General features: G+C 39.5%; 24 protein-coding genes. 4 read left to right on the top strand and 20 right to left on the bottom strand.

The window, feature by feature from the left end; all coding sequences use genetic code 11:
- Positions 1–148 precede the first annotated feature (148 nt).
- From BVC88_RS07740 to tpiA, 5 genes are all read right to left on the bottom strand, one after another.
- The gene (locus BVC88_RS07740) at positions 149–1,669 is read right to left on the bottom strand and encodes a GH3 auxin-responsive promoter family protein (RefSeq protein WP_075350091.1); all 1,521 of its coding nucleotides are present in this window, start codon (positions 1,667–1,669) and stop codon (positions 149–151) included.
- Entirely contained in the window at positions 1,669–2,406 is a 738-nt protein-coding gene (gene lptB, locus BVC88_RS07735; protein WP_075350090.1) for an LPS export ABC transporter ATP-binding protein, read from the bottom strand. The genes BVC88_RS07740 and lptB overlap by 1 nt, the downstream gene beginning before the upstream one ends.
- Before the next feature lies 1 nt (position 2,407).
- Positions 2,408–4,132, bottom strand: a complete 1,725-nt coding sequence (gene recJ, locus BVC88_RS07730; protein WP_075350089.1) for a single-stranded-DNA-specific exonuclease RecJ — start codon at positions 4,130–4,132, stop codon at positions 2,408–2,410.
- A gap of 286 nt (positions 4,133–4,418) precedes the next feature.
- Entirely contained in the window at positions 4,419–5,246 is an 828-nt protein-coding gene (prmA, locus tag BVC88_RS07720; RefSeq protein ID WP_075350087.1) for a 50S ribosomal protein L11 methyltransferase, read from the bottom strand.
- Between the two features lie 3 nt (positions 5,247–5,249).
- The gene (tpiA, locus tag BVC88_RS07715) at positions 5,250–6,011 is read right to left on the bottom strand and encodes a triose-phosphate isomerase (RefSeq protein WP_075350086.1); all 762 of its coding nucleotides are present in this window, start codon (positions 6,009–6,011) and stop codon (positions 5,250–5,252) included.
- A gap of 71 nt (positions 6,012–6,082) precedes the next feature.
- Here tpiA and BVC88_RS07710 point away from each other — a divergent pair, with 71 nt between their 5' ends.
- Positions 6,083–6,592, top strand: coding sequence for a regulatory protein RecX (locus tag BVC88_RS07710; protein WP_075350085.1), 510 nt, complete (start codon positions 6,083–6,085; stop codon positions 6,590–6,592).
- A gap of 76 nt (positions 6,593–6,668) precedes the next feature.
- On the opposite strand, the gene BVC88_RS07705 is transcribed toward BVC88_RS07710, so the two are convergent.
- From BVC88_RS07705 to BVC88_RS07635, 15 genes are all read right to left on the bottom strand, one after another.
- Positions 6,669–7,241, bottom strand: a complete 573-nt coding sequence (locus BVC88_RS07705; protein WP_075350084.1) for a hypothetical protein — start codon at positions 7,239–7,241, stop codon at positions 6,669–6,671.
- Positions 7,242–7,355: 114 nt separating this feature from the next.
- On the bottom strand, positions 7,356–8,819 hold the full coding sequence (gene crtD, locus BVC88_RS07700) for a 1-hydroxycarotenoid 3,4-desaturase CrtD (protein WP_075350083.1): 1,464 nt from the start codon (positions 8,817–8,819) through the stop codon (positions 7,356–7,358).
- Positions 8,820–8,947: 128 nt separating this feature from the next.
- On the bottom strand, positions 8,948–10,414 hold the full coding sequence (locus tag BVC88_RS07695) for a glycine--tRNA ligase (protein WP_075350082.1): 1,467 nt from the start codon (positions 10,412–10,414) through the stop codon (positions 8,948–8,950).
- Positions 10,415–10,559: 145 nt separating this feature from the next.
- Positions 10,560–10,997, bottom strand: coding sequence for an outer membrane insertion C- signal (locus tag BVC88_RS07690; protein WP_075350081.1), 438 nt, complete (start codon positions 10,995–10,997; stop codon positions 10,560–10,562).
- 54 nt (positions 10,998–11,051) lie between these two features.
- The gene (locus BVC88_RS07685) at positions 11,052–12,098 is read right to left on the bottom strand and encodes an oxidoreductase (RefSeq protein ID WP_075350080.1); all 1,047 of its coding nucleotides are present in this window, start codon (positions 12,096–12,098) and stop codon (positions 11,052–11,054) included.
- The gene (locus BVC88_RS07680; protein WP_075350079.1) at positions 12,095–12,721 is read right to left on the bottom strand and encodes a response regulator transcription factor; all 627 of its coding nucleotides are present in this window, start codon (positions 12,719–12,721) and stop codon (positions 12,095–12,097) included. Before BVC88_RS07680 ends, BVC88_RS07685 begins: the two co-directional genes overlap by 4 nt.
- A gap of 42 nt (positions 12,722–12,763) precedes the next feature.
- Positions 12,764–13,519: a sensor histidine kinase gene (locus tag BVC88_RS07675; protein WP_075350078.1), complete on the bottom strand. Its 756-nt coding sequence runs from the start codon at positions 13,517–13,519 to the stop codon at positions 12,764–12,766.
- Positions 13,506–14,264 carry a histidine kinase gene (locus BVC88_RS07670; RefSeq protein ID WP_075350077.1) on the bottom strand — a complete coding sequence of 253 codons (759 nt, stop codon included), beginning with the start codon at positions 14,262–14,264 and terminating at the stop codon, positions 13,506–13,508. The genes BVC88_RS07675 and BVC88_RS07670 overlap by 14 nt, the downstream gene beginning before the upstream one ends.
- An 8-nt stretch (positions 14,265–14,272) precedes the next feature.
- A complete protein-coding gene (locus BVC88_RS07665) occupies positions 14,273–14,671 on the bottom strand; it encodes a molecular chaperone DnaK (RefSeq protein WP_075350076.1) in 399 nt (132 codons plus the stop codon).
- 204 nt (positions 14,672–14,875) lie between these two features.
- Complete coding sequence (locus tag BVC88_RS07660; RefSeq protein WP_075350075.1) at positions 14,876–15,646, bottom strand: histidine kinase; 771 nt, start codon at positions 15,644–15,646, stop codon at positions 14,876–14,878.
- Between the two features lie 2 nt (positions 15,647–15,648).
- Positions 15,649–16,050 (bottom strand): molecular chaperone DnaK, encoded by a 402-nt coding sequence (locus tag BVC88_RS07655; RefSeq protein WP_075350074.1) that lies wholly within the window; start codon positions 16,048–16,050, stop codon positions 15,649–15,651.
- A gap of 136 nt (positions 16,051–16,186) precedes the next feature.
- Positions 16,187–19,150, bottom strand: coding sequence for a protein translocase subunit SecDF (gene secDF, locus BVC88_RS07650; protein ID WP_075350073.1), 2,964 nt, complete (start codon positions 19,148–19,150; stop codon positions 16,187–16,189).
- A gap of 93 nt (positions 19,151–19,243) precedes the next feature.
- Positions 19,244–19,594, bottom strand: a complete 351-nt coding sequence (locus BVC88_RS07645; protein ID WP_083639041.1) for a hypothetical protein — start codon at positions 19,592–19,594, stop codon at positions 19,244–19,246.
- 58 nt (positions 19,595–19,652) lie between these two features.
- Positions 19,653–20,273 carry a uridine kinase gene (udk, locus tag BVC88_RS07640; RefSeq protein WP_075350072.1) on the bottom strand — a complete coding sequence of 207 codons (621 nt, stop codon included), beginning with the start codon at positions 20,271–20,273 and terminating at the stop codon, positions 19,653–19,655.
- Between the two features lie 37 nt (positions 20,274–20,310).
- Positions 20,311–20,886 (bottom strand): non-canonical purine NTP diphosphatase, encoded by a 576-nt coding sequence (locus tag BVC88_RS07635; protein WP_075350071.1) that lies wholly within the window; start codon positions 20,884–20,886, stop codon positions 20,311–20,313.
- A gap of 135 nt (positions 20,887–21,021) precedes the next feature.
- On the opposite strand from BVC88_RS07635, the gene BVC88_RS07630 reads away from it, so the two are divergent.
- The 3 genes from BVC88_RS07630 (at position 21,022) to BVC88_RS07620 (ending at position 22,844) form a co-directional block, all read left to right on the top strand.
- Positions 21,022–21,585, top strand: a complete 564-nt coding sequence (locus tag BVC88_RS07630) for an LOG family protein (protein ID WP_075350070.1) — start codon at positions 21,022–21,024, stop codon at positions 21,583–21,585.
- 106 nt (positions 21,586–21,691) lie between these two features.
- Entirely contained in the window at positions 21,692–22,195 is a 504-nt protein-coding gene (locus BVC88_RS07625) for a hypothetical protein (protein WP_075350069.1), read from the top strand.
- A 64-nt stretch (positions 22,196–22,259) separates the two neighbouring features.
- On the top strand, positions 22,260–22,844 hold the full coding sequence (locus BVC88_RS07620; protein ID WP_075350068.1) for a hypothetical protein: 585 nt from the start codon (positions 22,260–22,262) through the stop codon (positions 22,842–22,844).
- Positions 22,845–23,015: the final 171 nt, after the last annotated feature.

Raw genomic sequence — 23,015 nt, 5'->3', positions numbered from 1 at the left:
TCTCGCGGCGGCGCAGCGGCGCTGCGATTATTGCTTTTTAGATAGGTGAATATATAATCAAGGTCTTGGCTACAAATCTTTTAGACTTCTCACTTTAGCCTTCTAATTTTAATTTATTCCGCTGCGTCGCTGCGAGAAATACTTTCCTTTATTTCATCATCTCCAAGATCTCTTCCAAATATTCCCTGCTATTGGAAAGTCGAGGGACTTTGTGTTGCCCACCAAGTTTGCCACGTTTGCCCATCCATTGTTCGAAAAGTCCGGATGGAGCATGATGAATAATTGGAGCTACAAGAGCTAAATCTTTATAGCGTTTTGCATCATAATCTGAGTTGATCTCGCGTAAGTGCTGGTCCAACAATGCATCAAATTTCGCCTTATCCGAAGGTTCCTTTTGAAATTCGATCACCCATTCATGGGTTCCTTTCGCACTGGAATTTTCAAAATAAACGGGAGCCGCTGTGAAATTTGCGATCGTTGCCTGAGTATGTTCTGCAGCGTATTGAATAGCCTTTTCAGCATTTTCGACAATTACTTCTTCCCCAAAAGCATTGATAAAATGCTTGGTCCGACCTGAGATTCTAAAACGATAAGGACTAGTAGAAGTAAATCTCACTGTATCACCAATTTTATAGCGCCATAAGCCTCCATTTGTACTGATGACCATGGCATAATTAGTATCCACTTCTACCTCCCAAAGTGGAATCACTTTGGGATTTTCGCTCAGCCAATCTTCCATAGGAATGAATTCATAGAAAATCCCATAATCCAAAAGCAGTAGCAATTCGTCTGAATCTTTTTGATCCTGAAGACCAAAAAAACCTTCGGAAGCATTATAGGTCTCCATGTAACGCATTTTTTCTGAAGGAATCAACTCTTTGAAAAGGCTACGATAAGGTCCAAAGGCAACGGCTCCATGGAAGAAAATCTCCAAATTTGGCCAAACCTCCAAAATGTGATTTGCTTTCTTGAGTTCCAAAATGCGCTGCAACAGCACAATAGTCCAAGTCGGAACGCCAGCTATGCAAGTAACGTCTTCATCCATTGTCTCACGTGCCATCTTTTCGATTTTGGCTTCCCACTCGCTCATCAGCGCAGTCTCTAAAGATGGAGTGCGGACAAACTGAGCCCAAATCGGGAGATTCTGCATTATGACTGCAGAGATATCTCCAGCTCTGGCAGTTCCTTGTGGATTAAGCGGATTTTTTTCTAAAGTCCCCCCGATGGTGAGACTCTTTCCTGCGAAAAGTTTAGAGTCCGGATAATTCGCCACATACAGGGAAAGCATGTCTTTTCCTCCCTTATAATGACACTCTTCAAGACTTTCTGTGGTGACAGGAATATATTTACTCCGACTGGAAGTGGTCCCAGAAGATTTTGCAAACCATTCAATATCTGTGTTCCAAATAACATTTTGAGTACCCGTCATCGTTTTGTCGATGTAAGGCTTAAGTCCCTCGTAATCATTTACTGGCACTTGATCAGAAAAGTTCTGGTAATTCTTTATAGAGGCAAAACCGAATTTTTTTCCAAACTCAGTTCGTTTTCCGGCTTCGATCAATTCTTTAAAAATTGTCTGCTGAACCTCAATAGGGTTTTTCTTAAAGTTTTCAATTTGACCCAACCGATTCTTAAAAATCCAGGTCATAAAGGTATTGAGTACCTCCATTAGTTAAAAATTTTGCGTTTTAGCTCAAATTGACTACCCAAATAGACTTTCCTTACCTGCTCATCTGCTGCTAATTCCTCAGCTGTTCCAGCTTTCAAAAGTTTCCCTTCAAACATCAGGTAAGCCCGATCTGTGATCGAAAGCGTTTCATTAACATTATGATCGGTGATCAAAATCCCAATATTTTTTGTCTTCAATTTTGCGACTATCGTCTGAATCTCTTCTACGGCAATAGGATCTACTCCAGCAAAAGGCTCATCCAACAATACAAATTTTGGATCTACTGCTAAGGCTCTTGCGATTTCCGTCCGGCGCCGCTCTCCTCCCGAAAGTACCATCCCAAGGTTCTTACGGACATGAGTCAAACTGAATTCCTCCAACAAACTATCGACTTTTTCCTTACGCTCTTGCTTGGGCATTTTAGTCATTTCCAAAACCGCCATGATATTTTCCTCAACAGAAAGCTTTCGAAAGACTGATGCCTCTTGAGCCAAATAACCAATTCCAAGCTTTGCCCGCTTATACATTGGGAGGCTAGTAATATCTTCTTGCTCCAAAAAAATCTTGCCTTCGTTCGGTTGGATCAAGCCCACAATCATATAAAAAGAAGTGGTTTTACCCGCTCCATTTGGACCGAGTAATCCTACAATTTCTCCTTGATTGACATCCACAGAGATGTCATTGACCACACGACGGCCTTTGTATATTTTTACCAGATTTTCTGCTCGTAGGATCATATCAGTCAAATTTGATGTCTTTCACATAAAGTTGCAAGCTACTTTTATCCCGAAAGACATTTTGTCGCATCTCGGCCACAATATCAAAACTCATTTTGCTCTGAAGCATATTCACGGTAGTGAGCTCAGGATCTTTGGCTCGGTCAGCCATTCCAAATCCCAGGCAAACCGGAGTTGTGACTTGCCCATCTTGTTCTATTTCAAACCTCAGATGCTTGTCTTTCAAAACTGTTGCATTCCTTGCTTTCACATTCGAAATTTTAAAGATAGGCTCCGTATTTCCTGGCCCAAATGGAGCCATTTGCTTCAAGATATTATAAAACTTGAAATTAATCTGATCTAAAAGTAATTCATCGTCAACTTCGATGACTGGTTTCCGGTGAACTTCCTGTATTCTACTTTTTACTACCGCCTCAAATTTCTCCTGAAATGCAGGTACATTTTCCACTGATAGCGTCAAGCCAGCAGCATACTTATGTCCCCCAAATTGCTCTAACAAATCAGAACATTCGGCGATTGCTTCATAAATATCAAAGTCTACAACCGACCTCGCACTTCCAGTTGCTTTGGAATTGGACTCAGTCAGGATAATGGTAGGTCGGTAATATTTCTCAATACAACGGCTAGCCACGATTCCGATTACTCCTTTGTGCCAGTCCTCTTTGAAAAGAACAGTCGAATTCCATTCTGCATCTTCCTCCCGGATCGCCAACATCTCAAAGGCTTCCTTGGTGATATTTTCATCAAAATTCCGACGCGTCAAATTGACCTCATCAACCAATTTTGCGCGCTCCATGGCGATATCAAAATCTGTAGAACTTAGTAATTCTACAGAAGCCTTTGCATGCTCCAATCTCCCGGAAGCATTGATTCTAGGTCCTATTTTAAAAACTATATCTGAAATCCCAACCTCCTTGACCAGATTGCTTTTAACCATCAAAGCCTTTAATCCAGGTCTTGGATTCGTGTTGATTCGGTCAAGACCATAGTAGGCCAAGATCCTATTTTCACCGGTTATCGGCACAATATCAGCCGCAATACTAACCACTACCAAGTCCAAATATGGATAAAGCACAGAATCCTCCATACCTCGGGTTCTCGCCAAGGCCTGAATCAATTTAAATCCGACACCACATCCGCTTAGTTCTTTATATGGGTATTCACAATCTATCCGCTTGGAATCCAATACGGCTATTGCCTGAGGCAAATTATCGCCTGGAGTATGATGATCACAGATTATAAAATCCACCCCAAGTTCTTTCGCCAAAGCTACCTTTTCGATTGCTTTGATACCACAGTCCAACGCGATGATCAATTTGATCCCCTCCTCAGCTGCGTATCTTACACCTCGCTCGGAAATCCCATACCCTTCCTTGTATCTATCAGGAATGTAGAAAACTACATTCGCATAAAAGTTTGTCAAAAAGCCGTAGACCAATGAAACTGCAGTTGTCCCATCGACATCATAATCTCCATACACCATGATCTGCTCATCATTGGCAATAGCCTGCTGAATTCGGGTCACAGCCTCTTTCATATCCTTCATCAAAAAAGGATCGTGAAGTTCACTTAGGCTTGGACGGAAGTACTCCTTTGCATCTTCAAAACTCCCCACCCCCCTATTGATCAATACATTAGCAAGAATCGGATTGACATTTATTTCTTTGCCAAGTTGATCGATTTCTGCTTGCGAGGTTTTGGGTTTTTGTTTCCAGATATACTCCATTTGGCTAAATTAGTAAAATCGGGGGCTTTAAGTGAATTGAATTAGTTTTAGCTCCTAAACGAGATCAAGCTTCCAAAGATTTCGAGAACCTTTAAGTGGATTTTAGCGGCTTTGGTACTGTTTCCAAAAATAGGCTGGGAAGATCAGCGCTTTGAGTTTCCAGTTATTTTTTTCATTTATACTCAAAGTTTGGTCGCTATGCACAGCCCGATACATTTTTCCCGCCAAAAGGCAGTGCCCAATCAGGGCCAAAAATAGAACGGCGTAAATAATTAGCTCACTCATATTATTTTTTTTGAAGCACTAATGCAGCCCAGTTATCCTTGGATTGTTGAGTGATTAATTTCAGTCCCAGTTGGTTGGCCAGTTTTTCCAAATCCTCCACATCGTGGGTATAAAAGCCACTGAGTAAAAGATAGCCTTGATCGACCAGTAAGTCCGAATAAATTTTCATCTCATCCAGCAATACATTCTTATTGATATTAGCCAAGATAATATCAAAAGGTCCTTTTGGGTTCACCTCGCGAATTGTGCCCAAACCCATTCGGGTTTTTACTCCATTAAGATCAAAATTCTCATTGCCATTATCCACACACCAATCGTCAATATCAAATGCTTCAATCTGCCTGGCACCGAGTAGATGAGCCATGATGGCAAGAATTCCAGTTCCAGAACCTACATCAAGCACTCTTTTTCCTTGATGATCAATTGTCCCCTGATGACGTAGCATTTGGAATGTCGTGGCATGGTGTCCTGTCCCGAAAGACATCTTTGGATTTATGACAATCTCATGCTTGAAACCAGGCTGTGAAGGATGAAATGATGCTCGCACATAGACCAATTCATCAACTGCAATGGGATCATAGTTTTTTTCCCATTCCGCATTCCAGTTGATTTTTTCCATTTTCCCTTCAGAAAGCTCAATTTGTGCAGCATCGGAATATTGGGAGATGACTTCATCAAAAGCACTTCGATCAAAATCTCCGGCAAGAGTATAAGCATCGATTCCCTCCTCTGTCTCGAGGAAGGAATCGAATCCGATTTCGGAAAGTTCTGCAATGAGGATTTCCCGGAATTCCTCCAGGCATTTTATTTTAAACTCCAGGTAATCCATCGATTAGTATGATTTGATAATCTCTAAGAAATCTCTTGATTTCAAGGAAGCGCCTCCGATCAATCCCCCATCCACATCTGGTTTAGAAAGCAAATCAGCAGCATTTCCTGCATTCATACTTCCTCCATAAAGGATCGAAATGTTGTTTGCAATATCCTTCCCATACTTCGTGGCGATATGTCTTCTGAGTGCTAGATGCATTTCCTGAGCTTCATCCGAGGTGGCAGTTTTACCTGTTCCAATTGCCCAAATAGGTTCGTAAGCAATCACCACTTTTGCAAAATCAGAGGCACTTAAGTTGAAAAGACTATCTGTCAATTGAAATTTTACATTTGGCTCATGAGTACCTGCATTTCTGATATCAAGTGATTCCCCACAGCAAAAAATTGGCGTCAACCCATTTGCAAGAGCTGCTTTAACTTTTTCAGCAAGCATTTCATTGGACTCTTTGAAATATTCTCTTCGCTCTGAGTGACCAATAATCACATAGTTTACGCCAAAGGAAGCCAAGATTTTCGCAGAAACCTCTCCGGTAAACGCACCGGATTCTTTATCAGAACAGTTTTGTGCTCCAACAAAAATCCCTGGTGTATCCCCCACCAATTTCTTGACTGGAAATAAATGTGGAAAAGGAGGATTGAGCACCGCAATCACGTCTTTTATTTTTTCGTCTTTGTACATATTGACGATCTCAGAAGTGAGTTTTTGACCTTCGTCAAAAGTGAGGTTCATCTTCCAGTTTCCGGCTATTATTTTCTTGCGCATGATGAGGATTAAAATTTATTAGGTTTAACAAAAATAGATTTGAAAATTACTTTGCGTTAAAATTACAGAAAATGTCCAGTTGGGGAAAGTTTAACGAGGATCAGCCCTCAAAAAAGAATTGGTCGCTTAAGGAAGCACACGAAAAATTGACCACATTCTGTGCTTACCAGGAGCGCTGTCCTTGGGATGTACGAAGAAAATTAGCGGAAAAAGGAATTCAAGATGAAAAAGCGGAGCAGCTCATCGCCGAAATGATCGCAGCCGAATATGTGGACGAGGAGCGCTATGCGCGTTCTTTTTGCAGAGGAAAATTCCGAATGAAAAAATGGGGAAGATCGAGAATCCAACGGGAATTGAAAATGCGACAAATCCCTGAGAAACTGATCAAGCTGGCGCTGACCGAAATCGACCCCGTAGAATATTGGGATACGCTACTCAATCAAACGGAGAAAAAATGGGAGCAAACCAAAGAGTCAGACCCTTTTAAGAAGAAATATAAAGTAAGTCAGTACTTGATGAGCAAGGGTTTTGAATATGATTTGATTAAAGAGGCGTTGGAAGAAATCAGCAAAGGGGATTAATCCCTAGAAAAACCACCCTTTTTAATCCTCAATATCCCAGTTTAACCACACTAAAAATATGGATAACACGGTTTTTTTAATTCTTTTTTGTCTGATATTTAAATGCTAATCCTACACCCCCAAATACTCTTCCGTTTGTAAAAACAGGATTAAAACGTAAATCTGGTTCAAAACTCACAAAGTCTGACAACTGGATACTTTTACTCATTTTTAACATGGCTCCATAACCAAAATTTGGATCAATACTGTACTCATTGACCTCAATATCTGGAGAACCGCTCTTTTGTTTCCATCCCAAAAAAAAGTCAAAGGTAGGTCCAAAGGATAGGTTTACAATCCGGGTATGAAACTTATAAAGAATTGGAATAGTCATATGACTTTCTCCGATCTCAATAAAAAATATAGACCTACCAATGCCTGGATTTTCTACGTAAACAGATATTGAATTACGATATGTTCTGTAAAATAAACCGGATTCTATTCCTCCTTTTCTGGTTACTTTGTGGTCAATAACCAAGCCTGCCCCGGGTCTTACTCCTAAATAATCATTTGCTACTTCTGTATTAAGCATAACTCCTACTTTGGTTTGGGCGTCCACTGATCCGACATAAATTAAAATCAAAGTGAAAAAGAATAGCAATTTTTTCATAAATCTGACCGATTGAATTGAAAGGATAAAAACTGGGTTTAATAAAATTTTTTCTTTAGCTAGATTTTCTAGTTGAAAGAATAACGTTCTTTTATAAAAAATTGTTAGTTTTTTCTAATCAATCATCTCAGTCGTAATCTTAGCCGAAAGCAAGCAAAGTGGAATCCCTCCTCCTGGATGCACGCTGCCCCCACAGAAATAGAGGTTTTTAATTGAGTTCGAGAAATTAGCATGACGAAGGAAAGCCGCAAACTTATTGTTGGAGCTGTTTCCATAGAGCGCTCCTTGAGCACTGGAAGTCTTAGACTCGATGGTCCGAGGATCAAGAATTTCCTCCACTTCGATCAGTGATTCTACATCAGTCTTGAGAATTCGATTCAGTTTATGAATGATATTTTTTCGAGCTTCGGCTATCATTTTGTCCCAATCCTGTCCTTGGTTATTGGGCACATTGATCATTGTAAACCAATTCATACTGTCTTCAGGAGCATCATCCGGCTTATATACCGAGGTGATATTTACATACACGGTCGGATCAGAACTGATGGTTCCCCTCTTGAAAATATGCTCAAACTCCTCCAGGTAATTATCAGAAAAGAAAATATTGTGCAGGTCTAGCTCTGCAAAATAGCGCTTGATCCCCCAATAGAAAATCAAGGCCGAACTGGATTTAGGTTGATCGAGCAGACGTTTGGGCTGCTTTTGTTTCTTTAGAATGGTCTTATAAGCGTTGACCATATCCATATTATTGATGACTAGATCGGCCTGATGAACCTGATCTCCGATTCTGATCCCATTGGCTTCGCCATTTTCTACTAAAATCTCTTCTACTTTTTCTCCAAAATGATAGGTCACCCCTAATTCCTTGGAGAGCTTAAAGAGGCTTTGGGTGATATCATGCATTCCTTTTTTCGGGAAAAAGGCACCGATATTAAATTCTAAATGGGGAATAATATTGAGTGTGGCAGGAGTCTCATAGGGATTCGAACCATTGTATGTCGCATATCGATTGAAAAGCTGCACTAATTTCGGATCACCAAAGAGCTTCTCATTCGCCTCATTCATGGTAGAGAAAATCCCAAGCTTTCCCATTTTCAAATAAGACTTCAAAGCTTGCGGATTAGTCCATGTGTCCAGCTTGTGTAGCGAGCGATGCATAAAAAGTGGCGCGAGATGATCGTAGATAAAGGCAGAATCTTCTAATGCTTTTCGAATCGAATTTCCCGAGGTGCTAAGTTTAGATTCCACTTCATCGGCAAACTTACCCAAGTCAGCATAGGCATGGATTCGTGTACCATCTTCCCAGAAATAATGACAGGCAACCGGAAGTTTCAAGTAATCGAAGTGATCCTTGGGATCTTTTCCAGCTAATCTGAATAGCTCTTCAACTTGCTCTGGAAGTGTAAAAAGTGATGGACCCGCATCAAAACGGTAACCTTCTACTTCCATCTCAGAAAGCTTTCCTCCTGGGTAAGAATTGGCTTCAAATACCTCTACCTGAAACCCTTTTACGGCCATTCGAATCGCTGAAGCTATTCCCGCAATTCCAGATCCAACAATGATTACTTTTTTACTCATTCAATTATCAATTACAAAGTCTAAACTAGTGAATGCTTGAAGAGTTGCCAGTTAAAAAACAAAAAATCCCTGAAAATTTCATCTCAGGGATTTTAATAGGCTTCTAACTGATTGTTTCCGAATTTATTTTACAGCTTTTCAAAAATCCTTCTAAAGCTGGTCGCCTCGGCGATTCTGTCATAAACTTCAGAGATCGGCAATCTTTCCTGCTCGGTAGTATCCCGATGACGAATCGTCACCGTATTGTCTTCTAAGGTTTGATGATCCACTGCAATACAGAAAGGTGTTCCGATCAAATCCTGACGGGCATAGCGCTTTCCTATTGAGGCTGCATCTTCGTAAATGATATTGAAATCATATTTCAACAATTCTACTAATTCCTGTGCTTTTTCAGGCAATCCATCCTTTTTTGTAATCGGAAGAATTGCTGCTTTCACAGGTGCAATTGCGGGGTGAAGTTTCAAATAAGTCCGGCTTTTATCTTCGGTATTCTCTTCAGTATAGGCATTGCAAAGTGTCAACAAGAATAAACGATCCGCACCGATTGAAGTCTCGACCACATAAGGAATGTAATTCTGATTGATCTCCGGATCGAAGTATTGCTGCTTCTTTTTTGAAAATTCCTGATGTGCCTTCAGGTCAAAATCCGTCCGAGAGTGAATGCCCTCCACTTCCTTGAATCCAAAAGGAAAATCATACTCAATATCCATCGCAGCATTAGCGTAATGCGCCAATTTCTCATGATCATGCCTTCTCAGCTTTTCAGCTGGAATCCCAAGTGCCAAATGCCATTTCATTCGCATATCAGCCCATTTTTGATACCAGTCCAGTTCGGTGCCAGGACGTACGAAAAATTGCATTTCCATCTGCTCAAACTCACGCATTCTGAAGATAAACTGACGCGCTACGATTTCATTTCTGAAAGCCTTTCCAATCTGGGCAATTCCAAATGGAACCTTCATTCGTGCTGTTTTCTGCACATTCAAAAAGTTCACAAAAATACCTTGCGCGGTCTCCGGACGAAGATAAATAGTGGTAGAATCTTCGGCCACAGAACCTACCTGAGTGGAGAACATCAGATTGAACTGTCGAACGTCAGTCCAATTGGAAGTCCCAGAAATTGGGCATTTAATGCCTTCATTGGTGATCAAATCTCTTACGCCATCCAAATCTTCAGCCTCAAGCATTCTAGCCAGTGCACCTGTCAATGAATTAGCTTTTTCTAAATCACCAGCTCTTTCAAAAACTGCTGCATGCTCTTCTACCAATACATCGGCACGATAACGCTTCTTCGAATCCTTGTTATCGATCATCGGATCATTAAAGCTGTCGACGTGACCAGATGCCTTCCAAGTGGTAGGATGCATAAAAATCGCCGCATCAATCCCTACGATGTTATCCTGAACTCGAGTCATGGTTTCCCACCAAAGTCGCTTCAGGTTATTCTTCAGCTCCACGCCGTAAGCACCATAATCATAAACTGCCTGAAGACCATCGTAGATTTCAGAACTTGGGTACACGAAACCATACTCTTTAGCATGGGAAATAATATCTTTCAATTGCGAATTTTCCGCAGGAGTTGCTGTTTTTGCCATAGGCGCAAAAATAGGGAAACTAATTGAAATCTTCGGGCGGTCAAATTCTCAATTTATACTTAATTAGCCCAACTTTACCCTTAAAATAAGAAAGGCCAAGATTCTTTAAGGAATCTTAGCCTGATTGAAAGCGGTTAAAATGGTATTATCTAAATGTATATTTCACGCCAATTCCTCCCCTGAGGTAACTATCATTATGATTTGCGAAAACCGGAGCAGCTTCGATTAAAAAGCCAAAATTCTTATTGTTTAATGGCTTAATCAATACACCTATAGGAATAGCCAGATAAATGTCATTGTGATCGTCGCGATGCTTATGATTATGGTCACCCAACAAACCTAATCCCACACCTACATAGGCATTAACTTCACTCTTTCTAACGAAATTATAGCCTCCCATCAATTCTAAGCCAATATCGTGTCCAATACCTAGCCTAGCCTCTCCAAAGTATAATTTGTCTGGGTCCGTACCCACGGTAATGAAAGTATCAGAACTTTGGAAATTGATACCCACTGATACTTGAGCTTGAGAAATCGATATAAAAGCAAAAAGAGCAAATGCAAATAAGAGTACTTTTTTCATGAAGGTTGTTTAATTTTTAATTTCTACACCCAAAAAAGAGCCAAAATTAAAAACTCACCATCCGCCTTCTTCTTTTCCTATTCTTCTTCCTTCCTTAGAACTTTTAAAAGATGCCTCAATTATTTTCAACACATTAATAGTCTGAGGAATGGTTACGAATAGTGTTGATTTCCCCTGAATCGCCTCCGCAATATTTTGATAAAAAATCCGATAATCTCCCTCTTCGGTTTTCCTTGCCTCCTGACCCTCACTGTGGAAAATTTTCCCCCATTTTTCCACTGGCTCCACACCCCAATCAGCTCCTTCCGGTTTCTGACCTGCTTTAAATTTTGCTTCCTGAACATCGAGCCCATATTTCACATAAGAGCCCTTCTTTCCTTGAATAAGAAATCTTGGGGTCGGTGAGGCTGACAGAACACTAGCGGTCGCTCGGGCCTTGATCGATCCAAAATCTAACTGAATATCAAAATAATCATCAGCGATTGCGCCGGTTCGTTGCCTTCGGATATCTGCTTGAATCCAATTTGGCAAACCAAAAAATAAGACGATCTGGTCGATCAAATGAACGCCAAGATCGTAAGTAATCCCATTTCCCGGGACGTCTTTTTCACGCCAGTTTTCAGTGATTTCTGGTCTGAATCGATCAAAATGAGATTCCAAATAGACCACTTCTCCTAGCGTTTTCTCAGAAAGTATTTTTTGAATCGTCAATACATCCCCATCAAAACGGCGATTATGAAAAACACTCAGGACTAGATTCTTTTCTTTCGCTAGTTGATTCAGTTGCTCTGCCTCTTGGGAAAAAATAGTCACCGGCTTATCTACTACCACATGCTTTCCCGACATCAAGCATTGCTTTGCCATCGGGAAATGAAATTCGTTTGGTGTGGTAATCACAATCAAATCTGCTACATCAGCTTCAAGTAGGTCCTCCAAACTTCTGAATGTCTGAACTCCCGGATATTTTTCTTGACACTTCGTACCATGGCGCTCCACCACTGCCGTCAGTGATAAGGAATCGCAAACATCAATAAGCGGGGCATGCATTTTCTCAGCTACCGAGCCAAAACCGACGATAGCTGTTCTAATTAAGGTGTTCATAAGTTCATCTCGTAGGCTTTATTCACCAGTTCTATTCGGGTAGTCACACCAAGCTTGACATGAATATTCTTCCGATGTGTTTCGACAGTTTGTTGGCTCAGGCTAAGTATTTCGGCAATATCTTTATTTTGATTGCCTTCTTTGATGAGTTGAATAATCTCAGTTTCCCTTCTTGAAAGTTTATATTTTTGTCGGAAACCATCAAAGTAAACACCTTGGTTAGCTTGTTTTTTGACCCGCTCAAAATTATGCACGTGTCGCCCTTCAAAGACCTCGTGGATAGTGAATATCAACTCATCGGGATCAGCATCTTTAAGGATAAATGCGTCCGCACCTTCATCAAGGACTCTTTTAAAAATCTTCTCTTCATCATACATCGAAAGAACCACCACTTTAACCTCTAGATTCCTATCCTTGATATTTGCTAAAACCCCAAAACCATCTAAAATCGGCATATTGAGATCAGTCAGAACTACATCAATTTTATGATTGATTAAAAAATCAATGAGTTCTTTTCCATTGGGAAAGGTTTTATTCACAATAATATCTTCCTGTTCTTCCAAAAGTCCTTCGATTCCTTTGGCAAAAAGAATATGATCATCTGCTATTGCAACTCTTATCATTTTTAAAAATAAGGCATTAAAGTTGAAAAAACCGCTAATTCTTTACTTTGGTAAAACAAGACTTATTTCAGTACCCTTTCCTAATTCAGATTTCAATTCAAATTTCCCCCCGATAGTTTCCATCCTTTTCTTAAGATTAAACATACCGCTTCCGGCGGATCTTTGAGCAGTATCAAACCCTTTTCCATTATCCCGAATCAAGATGACTTTTTCATCTCCGGATTTCATCATACGCACTTCTATTAGATCCGGCAATGCATGTTTGATCGCATTATTGAGAGATTCCTGAATCACTCTGATTAATACTAATTTTTGTTCCTTTTCCATCTCCTCTAATAAGATTTCTTGCTCAAAGACTGTCTCGCAGAATCCTGTATCACTTATTTTTTTCAGCTGTTGGACCAAAAACTCTTCGACCGTTGTCGATTCTACCCAGTCCAAATTAAGTGTTTTAGAGAGGTTTCTTACTTCCTGAATAATTTGACCGAGAATCTCTTTTCCTTCAATGTGCTTTTCAGGTTTTTGGGAATTAAAATTGAGCTTTGCCAGCGAAAGCAACTGTCCAATATTATCATGAAGCTCCCTTCCTACATGAGTAAGAGTTTCCTGCTGGATTTCATTTTCAATATTTAACAAAGTTTTTTCATGCTCTGATTTGATGAAATCGAGTTTTTGCCGATTCTGAACTTGGCGTTGTCTATGAATAAAAACCATAGAAATCACGAAGGTGGACATGATACCTCCAAGAAATATCGTAGCGAATATGATTACATAGATCTGATCTTCAATCGGTTCCATAGGACGGCTCTTTTTCAAATATACTTGGCAAAAGTGGTGAGGCTATGGTCACAATCAAAACCCCCAAGGTACATAACAACATCACATAGGAGATATCCTGTAATGCCTTACCCAAAACAGGATTGACTTCATAGAGATACAATAAAGACACTGAAGAAATATAATTCAATGAAAACGTAAACAAAATAATAGTCATTTGCCAGAATGATACTAACCTCAAGGGATTTCTTTCCAAATATTGATCATGCGTAATCATTCCAATAAAATATAATCCACTCCCGATCAAAATCAAATTGGCTCCAATGGCAAATATGATCGGTTGATTAAGATAAAGCGGTTCAATGCCTGAAATCTGAAGTACAAATACCAGAATTATGAAACCTAAAATCATCCAATTGATGTATTTCTTGTGAGCAGGCCGCAGCCAGTACTTGATAAGCAATAAATAGAGGATCACTCCCACCTGTCTTCTGGCAATATTAAAAAGCCAAAGGTTAAACTGAGGATATTCAGTGTTTCCCAGATAGGCATTTATAGCTTTTTTAAAGTCAAAATTGTAATTCGTATAGGATCCAAAATTCTCATATAACACAGTAAATGTTAAAATCAAAAAAGGAAGCCAATACCGAATATTGGCTCTCTTATCTTTTGGTAATTTGAGGAAAAAAAACACCCCTATTATCAATAGTAAATTGGAACTAATAGTAAACCAGTGAGAAAACGCTTGTAGTAGTCTACTATCCATGCATAATCTTAGTTACTGTTAGGCTTTGGTTCACATCTAAATGGGCACTCCATCCCCCCACCTTCATATTCATCTTCGGTGGAGTCTATGATATTCAGCTTATTTTCTTGGAGATTTGCTGCACGCATTACCAAAGTCATCTGGCCGGTGTAAGCATCCGCCTCATTTGGATAGATTTTTTTAGCAGTTTCTTCAGTGTACTCTGTAAAATAAAATTGGATTCCTCCAACTTTAGGATCTTTATCCGCTTTTGCCAAAAGGCCTTCTAAAGTTTCTCTGTCAAAAAATATCCAACTCGTTTGGTTGTCTTTATCTTTGCCTTTTGCTCCTTTACCAGGTTTGCCTTTTTTGACTTCTTTGTCATATTTGGCTTTCATGCTTTCGAAGTCTTCCTTTGAAATTTTCATAGTTTTTTTCTGTTTTATAGCATATAATCGATTTCAAGCTAATTTTTTGCCAATAGATAAGATGTTTTCTACCTAAGGGGCAATATTAAAATATAGATGCTGGTTATTTCAAAATTCCAATTATTATTCTTAATCTATTAATTTTTATTAGTAGAAATGATGGCTTTCATCTTAGGATAGAAAAGGTGCTATAACCTACTGCCCTCAAGCTGAATTTAAATTGGAATCGTAATCTGGTTCTTTTTCAAATAATTTAGGTAGTTGAGGGGAGGCAACAGTCAACACTAGGATAATTAAGTTTAATACTCCCATGACCAAATTAATATAATGAAGTGAAGTGGCTAATTGTGGGTATAACGTATAGATGTATAGCAGTGAAACTGAGGTAATGTAAGTCAATGAATACGTGAATAAAATAAATGTCATCTGCCAAAAAGAAAGCAATCGAAGTGGATTAGCAGCCAAATATTGGTCGTTATTCATCAATCCAATAAAATAAAGTCCACTCCCTATTATGATCATATTTGCTCCAATAGTAGAAATGATAGGCTGATCTAAGTAAATAGGTTCAATTCCTGAGATTTGCAAGACTTGAACAACAACAGCAAAAAAAATTATCATCCAATTGATATATTTCTTTTTAGAGGGTTCCAGCCAAGATCTAATCAAAAAAAGGTATAGGATTGTAGCTATATGAGTATGGGTAATATTAAAAAGCCAAAGATTATATCTTGGATATTCAGTATTACCCAAGAATGCATTCACAGCTTTATTAAACTCGAAGTTGTAATTTGTATAGCCACCCAAATTCTCGTAAAAGACCGTAAAAGCTAAAATAAAAAAAGGAAGCCAATAGAAGCTATTAGCTTTTTTTTCCTTGGGTAATTTTAGAAAATAGAAGATCCCAATTATTAACAAGATGTCAATTGAGACCAGATACCAACCTCCAAATTCAACCCAGAGTTTATCCTGCATTTTTAAGAATTAGTGGGTTCTGGTTTGCAGAATGGAGGGCACATAGTGCCACGGTTCTCATAATCATCTTCAGTTTCCAATATTTCCGCGGAATCTTGACCTTCTTTGAGGTTCGCTGGTCTCATAACTAGCGTTAATGCCCCTGTAAGCTTGTCCGCATCATTTGGGTAGTATTTAGAAGCGACTTCTTCAGTATACTCAGTAAAATAAAATTGGATTCCTCCTATTTTAGGGTCTTTATCCGCTTTTGCCAATAGGCGTTCTAAAGTTTCTCTATCAAAAAAAATCCAGTTTGTTTGATCGATTTTATCCTTTCCACTTTTGCCTTTGGCAGGCTCGCCTTTTTTAACTTCTTTGTCATACTTGAGCTTCATGCTCTCGAAGTCCTCTTTTGAAATTTTCATGTAAAAATTTTGTTGTTAAGTGTTAAATCAATTTAGCCCTAGAAACTAAGGCTAAAAGTTAAGGTATTTTTTCCCATTTGGTCAATAAAAAAGGAGCGAGATTACTCCCGCTCCTTTTTAATAATTAGAATTTTTATTAGGCTATTTTCTTAGATTCTTTAGCCCCTTCCTGATCAATTTCTCTTTTCATCAAATCCACTACGATTGGCGTAGCTATGAATACTGAAGAATAAGTACCTACAAGAATACCGATAAACAATGCAAACGAGAATCCACGAAGCACCTCTCCACCAAACACTAATAGAACAATCACTACGATCAAAGTCGTGAATGAAGTAATCAAAGTTCTACCCAAAGTCTGATTGATTGCATCGTTGAATACTTTTACAAGCTTATGAGTTCCTCTATTCTCGATATTTTCACGGATACGGTCAAATACAATTACAGTATCATTGATCGAATAACCAATCACGGTCAATACCGCTGCAATAAATACCTGATCGATCTCGAATGTCGCTCCAAATGCACTTGCAATCGCAAATGCTGCAATCACAAATAAGGTATCGTGAATCAATGCGATAATAGAAGCCAAAGAGAACTGCCACTTACGGAATCTCAATAGAATATAAAGGAAGATCGCAACCAAGGCAACGATCATTGCTTCTGCTGATGAAGCCTTGATATCATCTGCTACAGTTGCACCCACTTTGGATGAACCTGTGATTGCAAATTGACCTGAAGAAAGAGTTTCAGCATTATCTGTAAAGGTCAAACCAGTTACTGCGGCGATTCCTTCTTTTACTTTAGACTCAACTTCATTATTTGATTCTGCATCGTCCTCATTAACCAAGTATGAAGTGGTCACTTTCAGAACGTTTGTTGCACCGTAGGTTTTCACTTCTACCGAACCACCAAATTCACCATCCAAGCCTGTCTTCAACTCAGAAGCTGCTAAAGGCTCAGCAAAAGCAACAATGTAGGAACGGCCTCCTGTGAAGTCTACACCAAACTTGAGTCCTGAAATAGCGGCTATTGCAAGACCTACTACAATGATTCCAGTGGAAATCAAATAAGCTACTTTTCGCTTACCTAAGAAGTCAATATTAAGAGATGAAAGTGCATTCTTAGCAAATGGTGTGGCAAAGCTAATTGAGCTTTTATCACCTTTTTTACTCATCCAGGATACAATCACTCGAGTGATAAACACAGATGAGAAGAAAGATGAAGCAATACCGATCATCAATACGATCGCAAATCCTTTCACAGGCCCTTGACCTAAAGCATAAAGAATCGCACCGGTCAAGAACGTGGTCACGTTCGAATCAAGAATTGCTGAGAATGCTTTGTCATAACCTGCATTGATCGCTCCTAGTAAACCAACTCCATTGCGAAGTTCTTCTTTGATTCGTTCAAAAATCAGGACGTTCGCATCAATCGACATACCAATCGTCAGCACGATACCTGCGATACCTGGCAAAGTCAATGCTGCACCAAGCTGTGCAAGAATTCCAAGGATAAAGAAAATGTTGAAAACCAATGCAGCAATCGCTACAAAACCGCCTTTAGCATAATATGCAACCATGAATAATACCACGATCAACAATCCCGATACCATAGAAATCAAACCTTGATTCAAAGCTTCCTTACCCAAAGTTGGACCAATGATGCTTTCTTCAACGATCTGAGTTGGAGCAGGAAGTGAACCTGACTTCAAGATATTCGCCAAATCCTGCGCTTCCTGAAGAGAGAAGTTACCTGAGATTTCAGATTGACCAGTTGGGATCTCACCGTTTACAACAGGTGCGGTATACACATAGTCATCCAATACTACTGCGATTCTTCTACCGATATTCTCAGCAGTTAATTTTCTCCACTTTCTAGCGCCTTCAGCATTCATCTGCATAGATACTGCAGGTCTTGATGTCTGATCTAAGACCTGACGGGCATCGGTCACTACGTCTCCCTCGAGTGGCGCCTGATCAGATCCTTTGGTTGCTTTGATAGCAAATAGCTCCAAAGTCTCTGTTCCATCACCTGTGTCGACTGGTTTTACTCCCCAAAGCAATTTGATGTCTCTAGGAAGAAGCGACTTATACTGCTCATTTTTTAAGATTCTATTGATCGTCAAAGTATCTCTGACATCATAAGCCAAGCCAAAGTTTGGCTTCAAAAGTGCGAAGAGTGGAGAAGTATTACTATTTGGATTCAGAGGATCAATCTCAGCCAATTGCTTCTCAAGGGCATTTCTCAAAGAATCTTCCTCAGAGAGTCCTTCGGTAGAAACCGTGTCTTCCGCTACAGGATTAGATTTATTGTCAGCTACCCAAGAAGAATTGATAAGCTCCAATGCTCCGCCAATTTCATTCGCCTCGGCAACTTCCCAAAATTGAAGCTTCGCCACTCCTTGAAGTAGGTTTCTTACTCGCTCTTGGTTGTCGACTCCAGGAAGTTCGATTTGAATACGACCTGAACCTTGGATTCGCTGAATGTTTGGTTGAGATGTTCCAAATCTATCGATACGAGTTCTCAAGATATTGAAAGAACGCTCAATCGCATTCTCTATCTCAGTATCGATGATGTCTAGGATTTCAGCGTCTGAAGACTCCAAAGAGATTCTTCCCCTATTTGCTGCTGTAGCGAAAATAGTGCTTAGATTTTTGCCGGTACTGTTTCGTTGCCAAGCAGCATAGAATAGATCCACATACTTTGCTGTAGATGTTTTAGCCTCTTCGCGAGCTTCTTCTACCGATTTGTTGAATGCTTCGTCCTTAGGATTGCCAGCGATTCCTTTTACAATCTCTACAGGAGAAACTGCCAAAGTTACGTGCATTCCACCCTGAAGGTCAAGACCAAGTCCGAGCTCAGTTTCTTTAACTTCCTGATAAGTGAAATCTGCTCCTAGAAAATTATAAACAGGCTGTCTCCATACGGAGTCTAAATAACCTTGTCTTTTGGCAAAATCGATATTGCCGGATGCGTCAGAAGCATAGTTTGTTGCTTTTTCCTGAACGCCATTTGATACAAATGTGAATGACAGATAGTACAGACAAAGCGCTGTAACAATCACTGTCAAAAACACAATGACACCTTTGTTTTGCATGAGAAATAGATATTAATTGATTGTAAATACAGATTTTGAGTCAATCACCGGAAGGCAACTGACAAGGTAATTCCAGTTAAAAAGAATGGGGAATCAGGGACCTTTGGTAGAAATGATCCGTTCAAAAAGGATCTCTACCAACTGGTTTGGTTGAAAAATGGAAGTAGATTCGGTAATGAATGTTGTCCCTTTAAATCGGACAATTTCATAGATTAAATATAAAGTGCTCTGAGATACGTGCACCACAAATGGCACTACAGCATCAACAGCAACATCTAAAAAAGTCTGATCCTGAGAATTTGAAGACTCCTGCTTCTCAACTTTTACAGTAGATTCATTCCCGGGTATATATTCAACGCTGGAAATAAACATACAAAACAGCATCGCCAGCATCACCGTAATGCGCTGTTGGATCAATCTGCTATTTTGTTTGGATTGCTTCATGGGTCGCAAATATAGCCAATAAATGAAAAATCGGAATAGTGTAGCGATTTTTTTCGACTTACTTGCCTGATCTCGAAAGGAGATAGGTCCGGATTACATCCAATGCCTTGTCAAAGCTATGATTGTTTGGAACGATTAGATCCGCTTCATTTTTAAAAGGCTTGATGTACTTTTCATAAGTCGGCATCACATGCATCTCATAGCGATAAAGGACATCATCCAAATCATAGCCACGCTCTACTTTGTCTCGGATGATTCTACGCTTAAGTTTAATGTGATCCTTAGCATCTATAAAGATCTTCAAGTCTAATAAGTCGGCAAGCTCAGGATAATAAAGCACAAAGATCCCTTCGACTACCACCACTGGGGAAGAAACAAATTTCAGCATCTTTGGCTTTTTCGCAGCGTTGTTGAAAGTGTATTCTTCGCGTTCTACAGTCTCACCAGCTTGAATTTTTCGAATGTCAGCAGCGTACTGTTCAAAATCAATACTATGCGGAGTATCAAAATTATGAATCCCTTTGGAATCAATCGGCTGCATATGCCTAGGCTTGTAATAGTTATCTTGAGAAATCAGACAAACTTCTCCAGGTTCAAATGTGCGCAAGAGGCGTTCTAAAAATAAAGTCTTCCCTGAAGCAGATCCCCCTGTGATCCCGACGATAAATGGCTTTTGCATGGGACAAAGTTATATTATTCCATTTCGTTTTTCAGAATTATCTATTGCTCAGAAAATCAATTAGCAATTTTACCGCCTTCCCTCGATGACTGATTTGATTTTTTTCATCTAGAGTCAACTCTGCAAAGGACTTTGTAAATCCATCAGGTCTGAAAACAGGATCATACCCGAATCCTCCATTACCAGTTCTTTCAAAAAGAATTTCTCCTTTTGCAATTCCTTCAAACTGATACTCCTTCCCTTCTAAAATCAATGCGATTACAGTTCGGAATTGAGCTGTGCGATCTGTTTCGTTTCCAAGACTTGTCAAGAGCTTATCAATATTTCGCTCATCTGAGCGGGGCTCGCCAGCGTACCTACCAGAAAACACCCCTGGATCACCTCCAAGGGCATTTACTTCCAGACCCGTATCATCCGCAAAGCAGTCTACACCATAGTTTTCCTTGACATATCTTGCCTTTTGAAAGGCATTGAACTCGAGTGTATTTCCTGTCTCTGGCAACTCTTCATGGCATCCGATTGCTTCGAGAGAAACAATTTGAAATTTAGACCCAAGGGCGGCTTTCACTTCCTCGATTTTCTTTTGATTATTTGTGGCAAAGCAGATTTTCATTGGGCAAAAATAGAATTTTATCATTGGCTCTTTCCAATTTATGCCGTTTTGGTTCTTCTCAATTCAAATTAAGGCTTTACTAAATCCTTTGTCCAAGCGAGAGATTCCGCTATTTTCGAATTTAATTTTAGGAAAATGAAAAAAATCACAGTTTACTGCGGCTCACGAAAAGGAAATTCGCCCATTTTCGAATCAGCTGCACGAGCATTAGCTCAAGAAATGATTAAAAGGGACAAAACCCTCATTTATGGTGCGGGAAGAGTGGGGCTCATGGGCGTGATCGCAGATGAAATGCTTGCTGGAGGCAAAGAAGTAGTTGGCATAATTCCTCAAAAACTTGTCGATCGGGAAGTAGCTCACCGTGGCTGTACTGAATTGATTATCGTGGAGACCATGCGCGATCGAAAATGGCTGATGGCGGAGCAAGGGGATGGTTTTATAGCTATGCCGGGTGGAATTGGGACTTTAGAGGAGCTTTTTGAGATCATGACCTTAAACCAACTTCACTATATTCAAAAACCCTTGGCCTTATATAATGTGAATGGGTATTACGATAAATTGATTGATTTCTTAAATCACGGAATGGAACAAGGATTTCTCTATCCAGAGCAAGAAGGACTTTTGATTGTATCTGATGATCCAGTAGAACTTCTTGATCAGATGGCTGCATATGTTCCCAAAGGAAGTTCGGACTGGTAATTGACGGAGTTTTTTTTAATCTTCAACCAAATAAAAACTAATAAAACTTTCAAAAAGAGGTGGTAAAAAGATAAGTTTTGTATTTTTGCAAGTCAATCTTTTTAAAATGATCGAAAAAATCTTCCCTCTTGATAAAAACTATATCCTCAGACAAGCGCAGTTTGTACTTGAAGATGAGTTGATCGATCAGATGATCTATGAGTTAAAGCGGTCTTACACTTATTTATATAATCCGCTTCTCCTGATGGACGAGACTTACGTCAACATCCTTAATACGTTCGAGTTTCCTGTTGATAGAGTTAAAATCATTTATCGACAACTTTGCGGCGTTTATCGCTATAAGCACGGAGACAATCAATTGGAGATACTTTTTGACGGGAAAAACCATTTTGATAAGTTTAAAGAAGATTGGGAAGCAGCATGTATTACTTGGATCAAAGAGCTAGGAAAAAATGAGCAATATGTAAAAACCATGCTCCGAATGACCTTGCTTTATGATACCGAAAGCCGTGCCGAATGGGCTGAAAATCACTGCAAAGCTTTTATCAACCAGTTTTTTGAATTGAAAGTAATCAAGCGTCAAGGCGAGTTAAAATTAAAAGTCGGTTAAATTATCTTTTAGTTTTCTTGTAATCCAAAACTAATATTCCCTTATTAGCCAAAACATTTTATCGATGAGGCTAATATCCCCCGTATTTTATTTAAGCTTTTTATTTCTACTCTGTACCGCTTGCATCAAAGACGTACTTAGCCCTGAGATTAATAAATTAGAACCTGAGATAGTCGCTGCAAGGCAATGGATCCAACAAAATCAAAATCGATTGGATGCAAAGGCGATGGAAACTAAATCAGAATCACTCGATCCAAAATTTTTAACTAGAGAAATCATCTGGAATGAGGCTGTTAAATTAACGGATCCCAAAAACAGAACTGTCATCGAAGTACCTGTCCATTACCCAAAAGGAATGGTATTCGGAGTAAGTGGAAACAATCCTCCACCAAAATCGATCAGAACTTCCTTAATTCTAGTCAAAAATGGTCCAGAGACCTACGTCCCCTATTTTTTAAAGGTATACTCAGCTGATCCAGCACATGTATTCAACCGTACTAACTTTTTTGAAGTGAGTTATCTGAATATTCCGGCCAGTTTTTCCGGCGAATTCAACTTTTACAATTGGGATGAATCCTGGGAAGGAACGGTCATATACAAGGAAGGAAAGCGAACAGGCAATAGGTATCCTAAAAAACCGAAGGACTAATTCGAGAGAGCTTTCCCAAGTTAGTTTGCTCATTCCAAGTCTGAATTTTGCAGCCTGAAAAAAAATCATAAATCCTCTAGGACATCTTCTCCATTTCCTTTTTTGGATTCTGATTTCTTAGAAATCAATCCTGCCTACGGTTTACTGAATTAAAACCTTCGAGGTTAGAAA

This window comes from Algoriphagus marinus (genome assembly GCF_001936475.1).
Taxonomy (GTDB): domain Bacteria; phylum Bacteroidota; class Bacteroidia; order Cytophagales; family Cyclobacteriaceae; genus Algoriphagus; species Algoriphagus marinus.
Note: the sequence above shows the minus strand (reverse complement) of the source record. Positions and strands in the feature narration are given on the sequence as shown.

Bases quoted from the DNA above. Each gene is read 5' to 3' on its own strand.
- BVC88_RS07740 (WP_075350091.1), bottom strand. From the start codon at position 1,669: ATGGAGGTACTCAATACCTTTATGACCTGGATTTTTAAGAATCGGTTG.
- lptB (WP_075350090.1), bottom strand. From the start codon at position 2,406: ATGATCCTACGAGCAGAAAATCTGGTAAAAATATACAAAGGCCGTCGT.
- recJ (WP_075350089.1), bottom strand. From the start codon at position 4,132: ATGGAGTATATCTGGAAACAAAAACCCAAAACCTCGCAAGCAGAAATC.
- prmA (WP_075350087.1), bottom strand. From the start codon at position 5,246: ATGGATTACCTGGAGTTTAAAATAAAATGCCTGGAGGAATTCCGGGAA.
- tpiA (WP_075350086.1), bottom strand. From the start codon at position 6,011: ATGCGCAAGAAAATAATAGCCGGAAACTGGAAGATGAACCTCACTTTT.
- BVC88_RS07710 (WP_075350085.1), top strand. From the start codon at position 6,083: ATGTCCAGTTGGGGAAAGTTTAACGAGGATCAGCCCTCAAAAAAGAAT.
- BVC88_RS07705 (WP_075350084.1), bottom strand. From the start codon at position 7,241: ATGAAAAAATTGCTATTCTTTTTCACTTTGATTTTAATTTATGTCGGA.
- crtD (WP_075350083.1), bottom strand. From the start codon at position 8,819: ATGAGTAAAAAAGTAATCATTGTTGGATCTGGAATTGCGGGAATAGCT.
- BVC88_RS07695 (WP_075350082.1), bottom strand. From the start codon at position 10,414: ATGGCAAAAACAGCAACTCCTGCGGAAAATTCGCAATTGAAAGATATT.
- BVC88_RS07690 (WP_075350081.1), bottom strand. From the start codon at position 10,997: ATGAAAAAAGTACTCTTATTTGCATTTGCTCTTTTTGCTTTTATATCG.
- BVC88_RS07685 (WP_075350080.1), bottom strand. From the start codon at position 12,098: ATGAACACCTTAATTAGAACAGCTATCGTCGGTTTTGGCTCGGTAGCT.
- BVC88_RS07680 (WP_075350079.1), bottom strand. From the start codon at position 12,721: ATGATAAGAGTTGCAATAGCAGATGATCATATTCTTTTTGCCAAAGGA.
- BVC88_RS07675 (WP_075350078.1), bottom strand. From the start codon at position 13,519: ATGGAACCGATTGAAGATCAGATCTATGTAATCATATTCGCTACGATA.
- BVC88_RS07670 (WP_075350077.1), bottom strand. From the start codon at position 14,264: ATGGATAGTAGACTACTACAAGCGTTTTCTCACTGGTTTACTATTAGT.
- BVC88_RS07665 (WP_075350076.1), bottom strand. From the start codon at position 14,671: ATGAAAATTTCAAAGGAAGACTTCGAAAGCATGAAAGCCAAATATGAC.
- BVC88_RS07660 (WP_075350075.1), bottom strand. From the start codon at position 15,646: ATGCAGGATAAACTCTGGGTTGAATTTGGAGGTTGGTATCTGGTCTCA.
- BVC88_RS07655 (WP_075350074.1), bottom strand. From the start codon at position 16,050: ATGAAAATTTCAAAAGAGGACTTCGAGAGCATGAAGCTCAAGTATGAC.
- secDF (WP_075350073.1), bottom strand. From the start codon at position 19,150: ATGCAAAACAAAGGTGTCATTGTGTTTTTGACAGTGATTGTTACAGCG.
- BVC88_RS07645 (WP_083639041.1), bottom strand. From the start codon at position 19,594: ATGAAGCAATCCAAACAAAATAGCAGATTGATCCAACAGCGCATTACG.
- udk (WP_075350072.1), bottom strand. From the start codon at position 20,273: ATGCAAAAGCCATTTATCGTCGGGATCACAGGGGGATCTGCTTCAGGG.
- BVC88_RS07635 (WP_075350071.1), bottom strand. From the start codon at position 20,886: ATGAAAATCTGCTTTGCCACAAATAATCAAAAGAAAATCGAGGAAGTG.
- BVC88_RS07630 (WP_075350070.1), top strand. From the start codon at position 21,022: ATGAAAAAAATCACAGTTTACTGCGGCTCACGAAAAGGAAATTCGCCC.
- BVC88_RS07625 (WP_075350069.1), top strand. From the start codon at position 21,692: ATGATCGAAAAAATCTTCCCTCTTGATAAAAACTATATCCTCAGACAA.
- BVC88_RS07620 (WP_075350068.1), top strand. From the start codon at position 22,260: ATGAGGCTAATATCCCCCGTATTTTATTTAAGCTTTTTATTTCTACTC.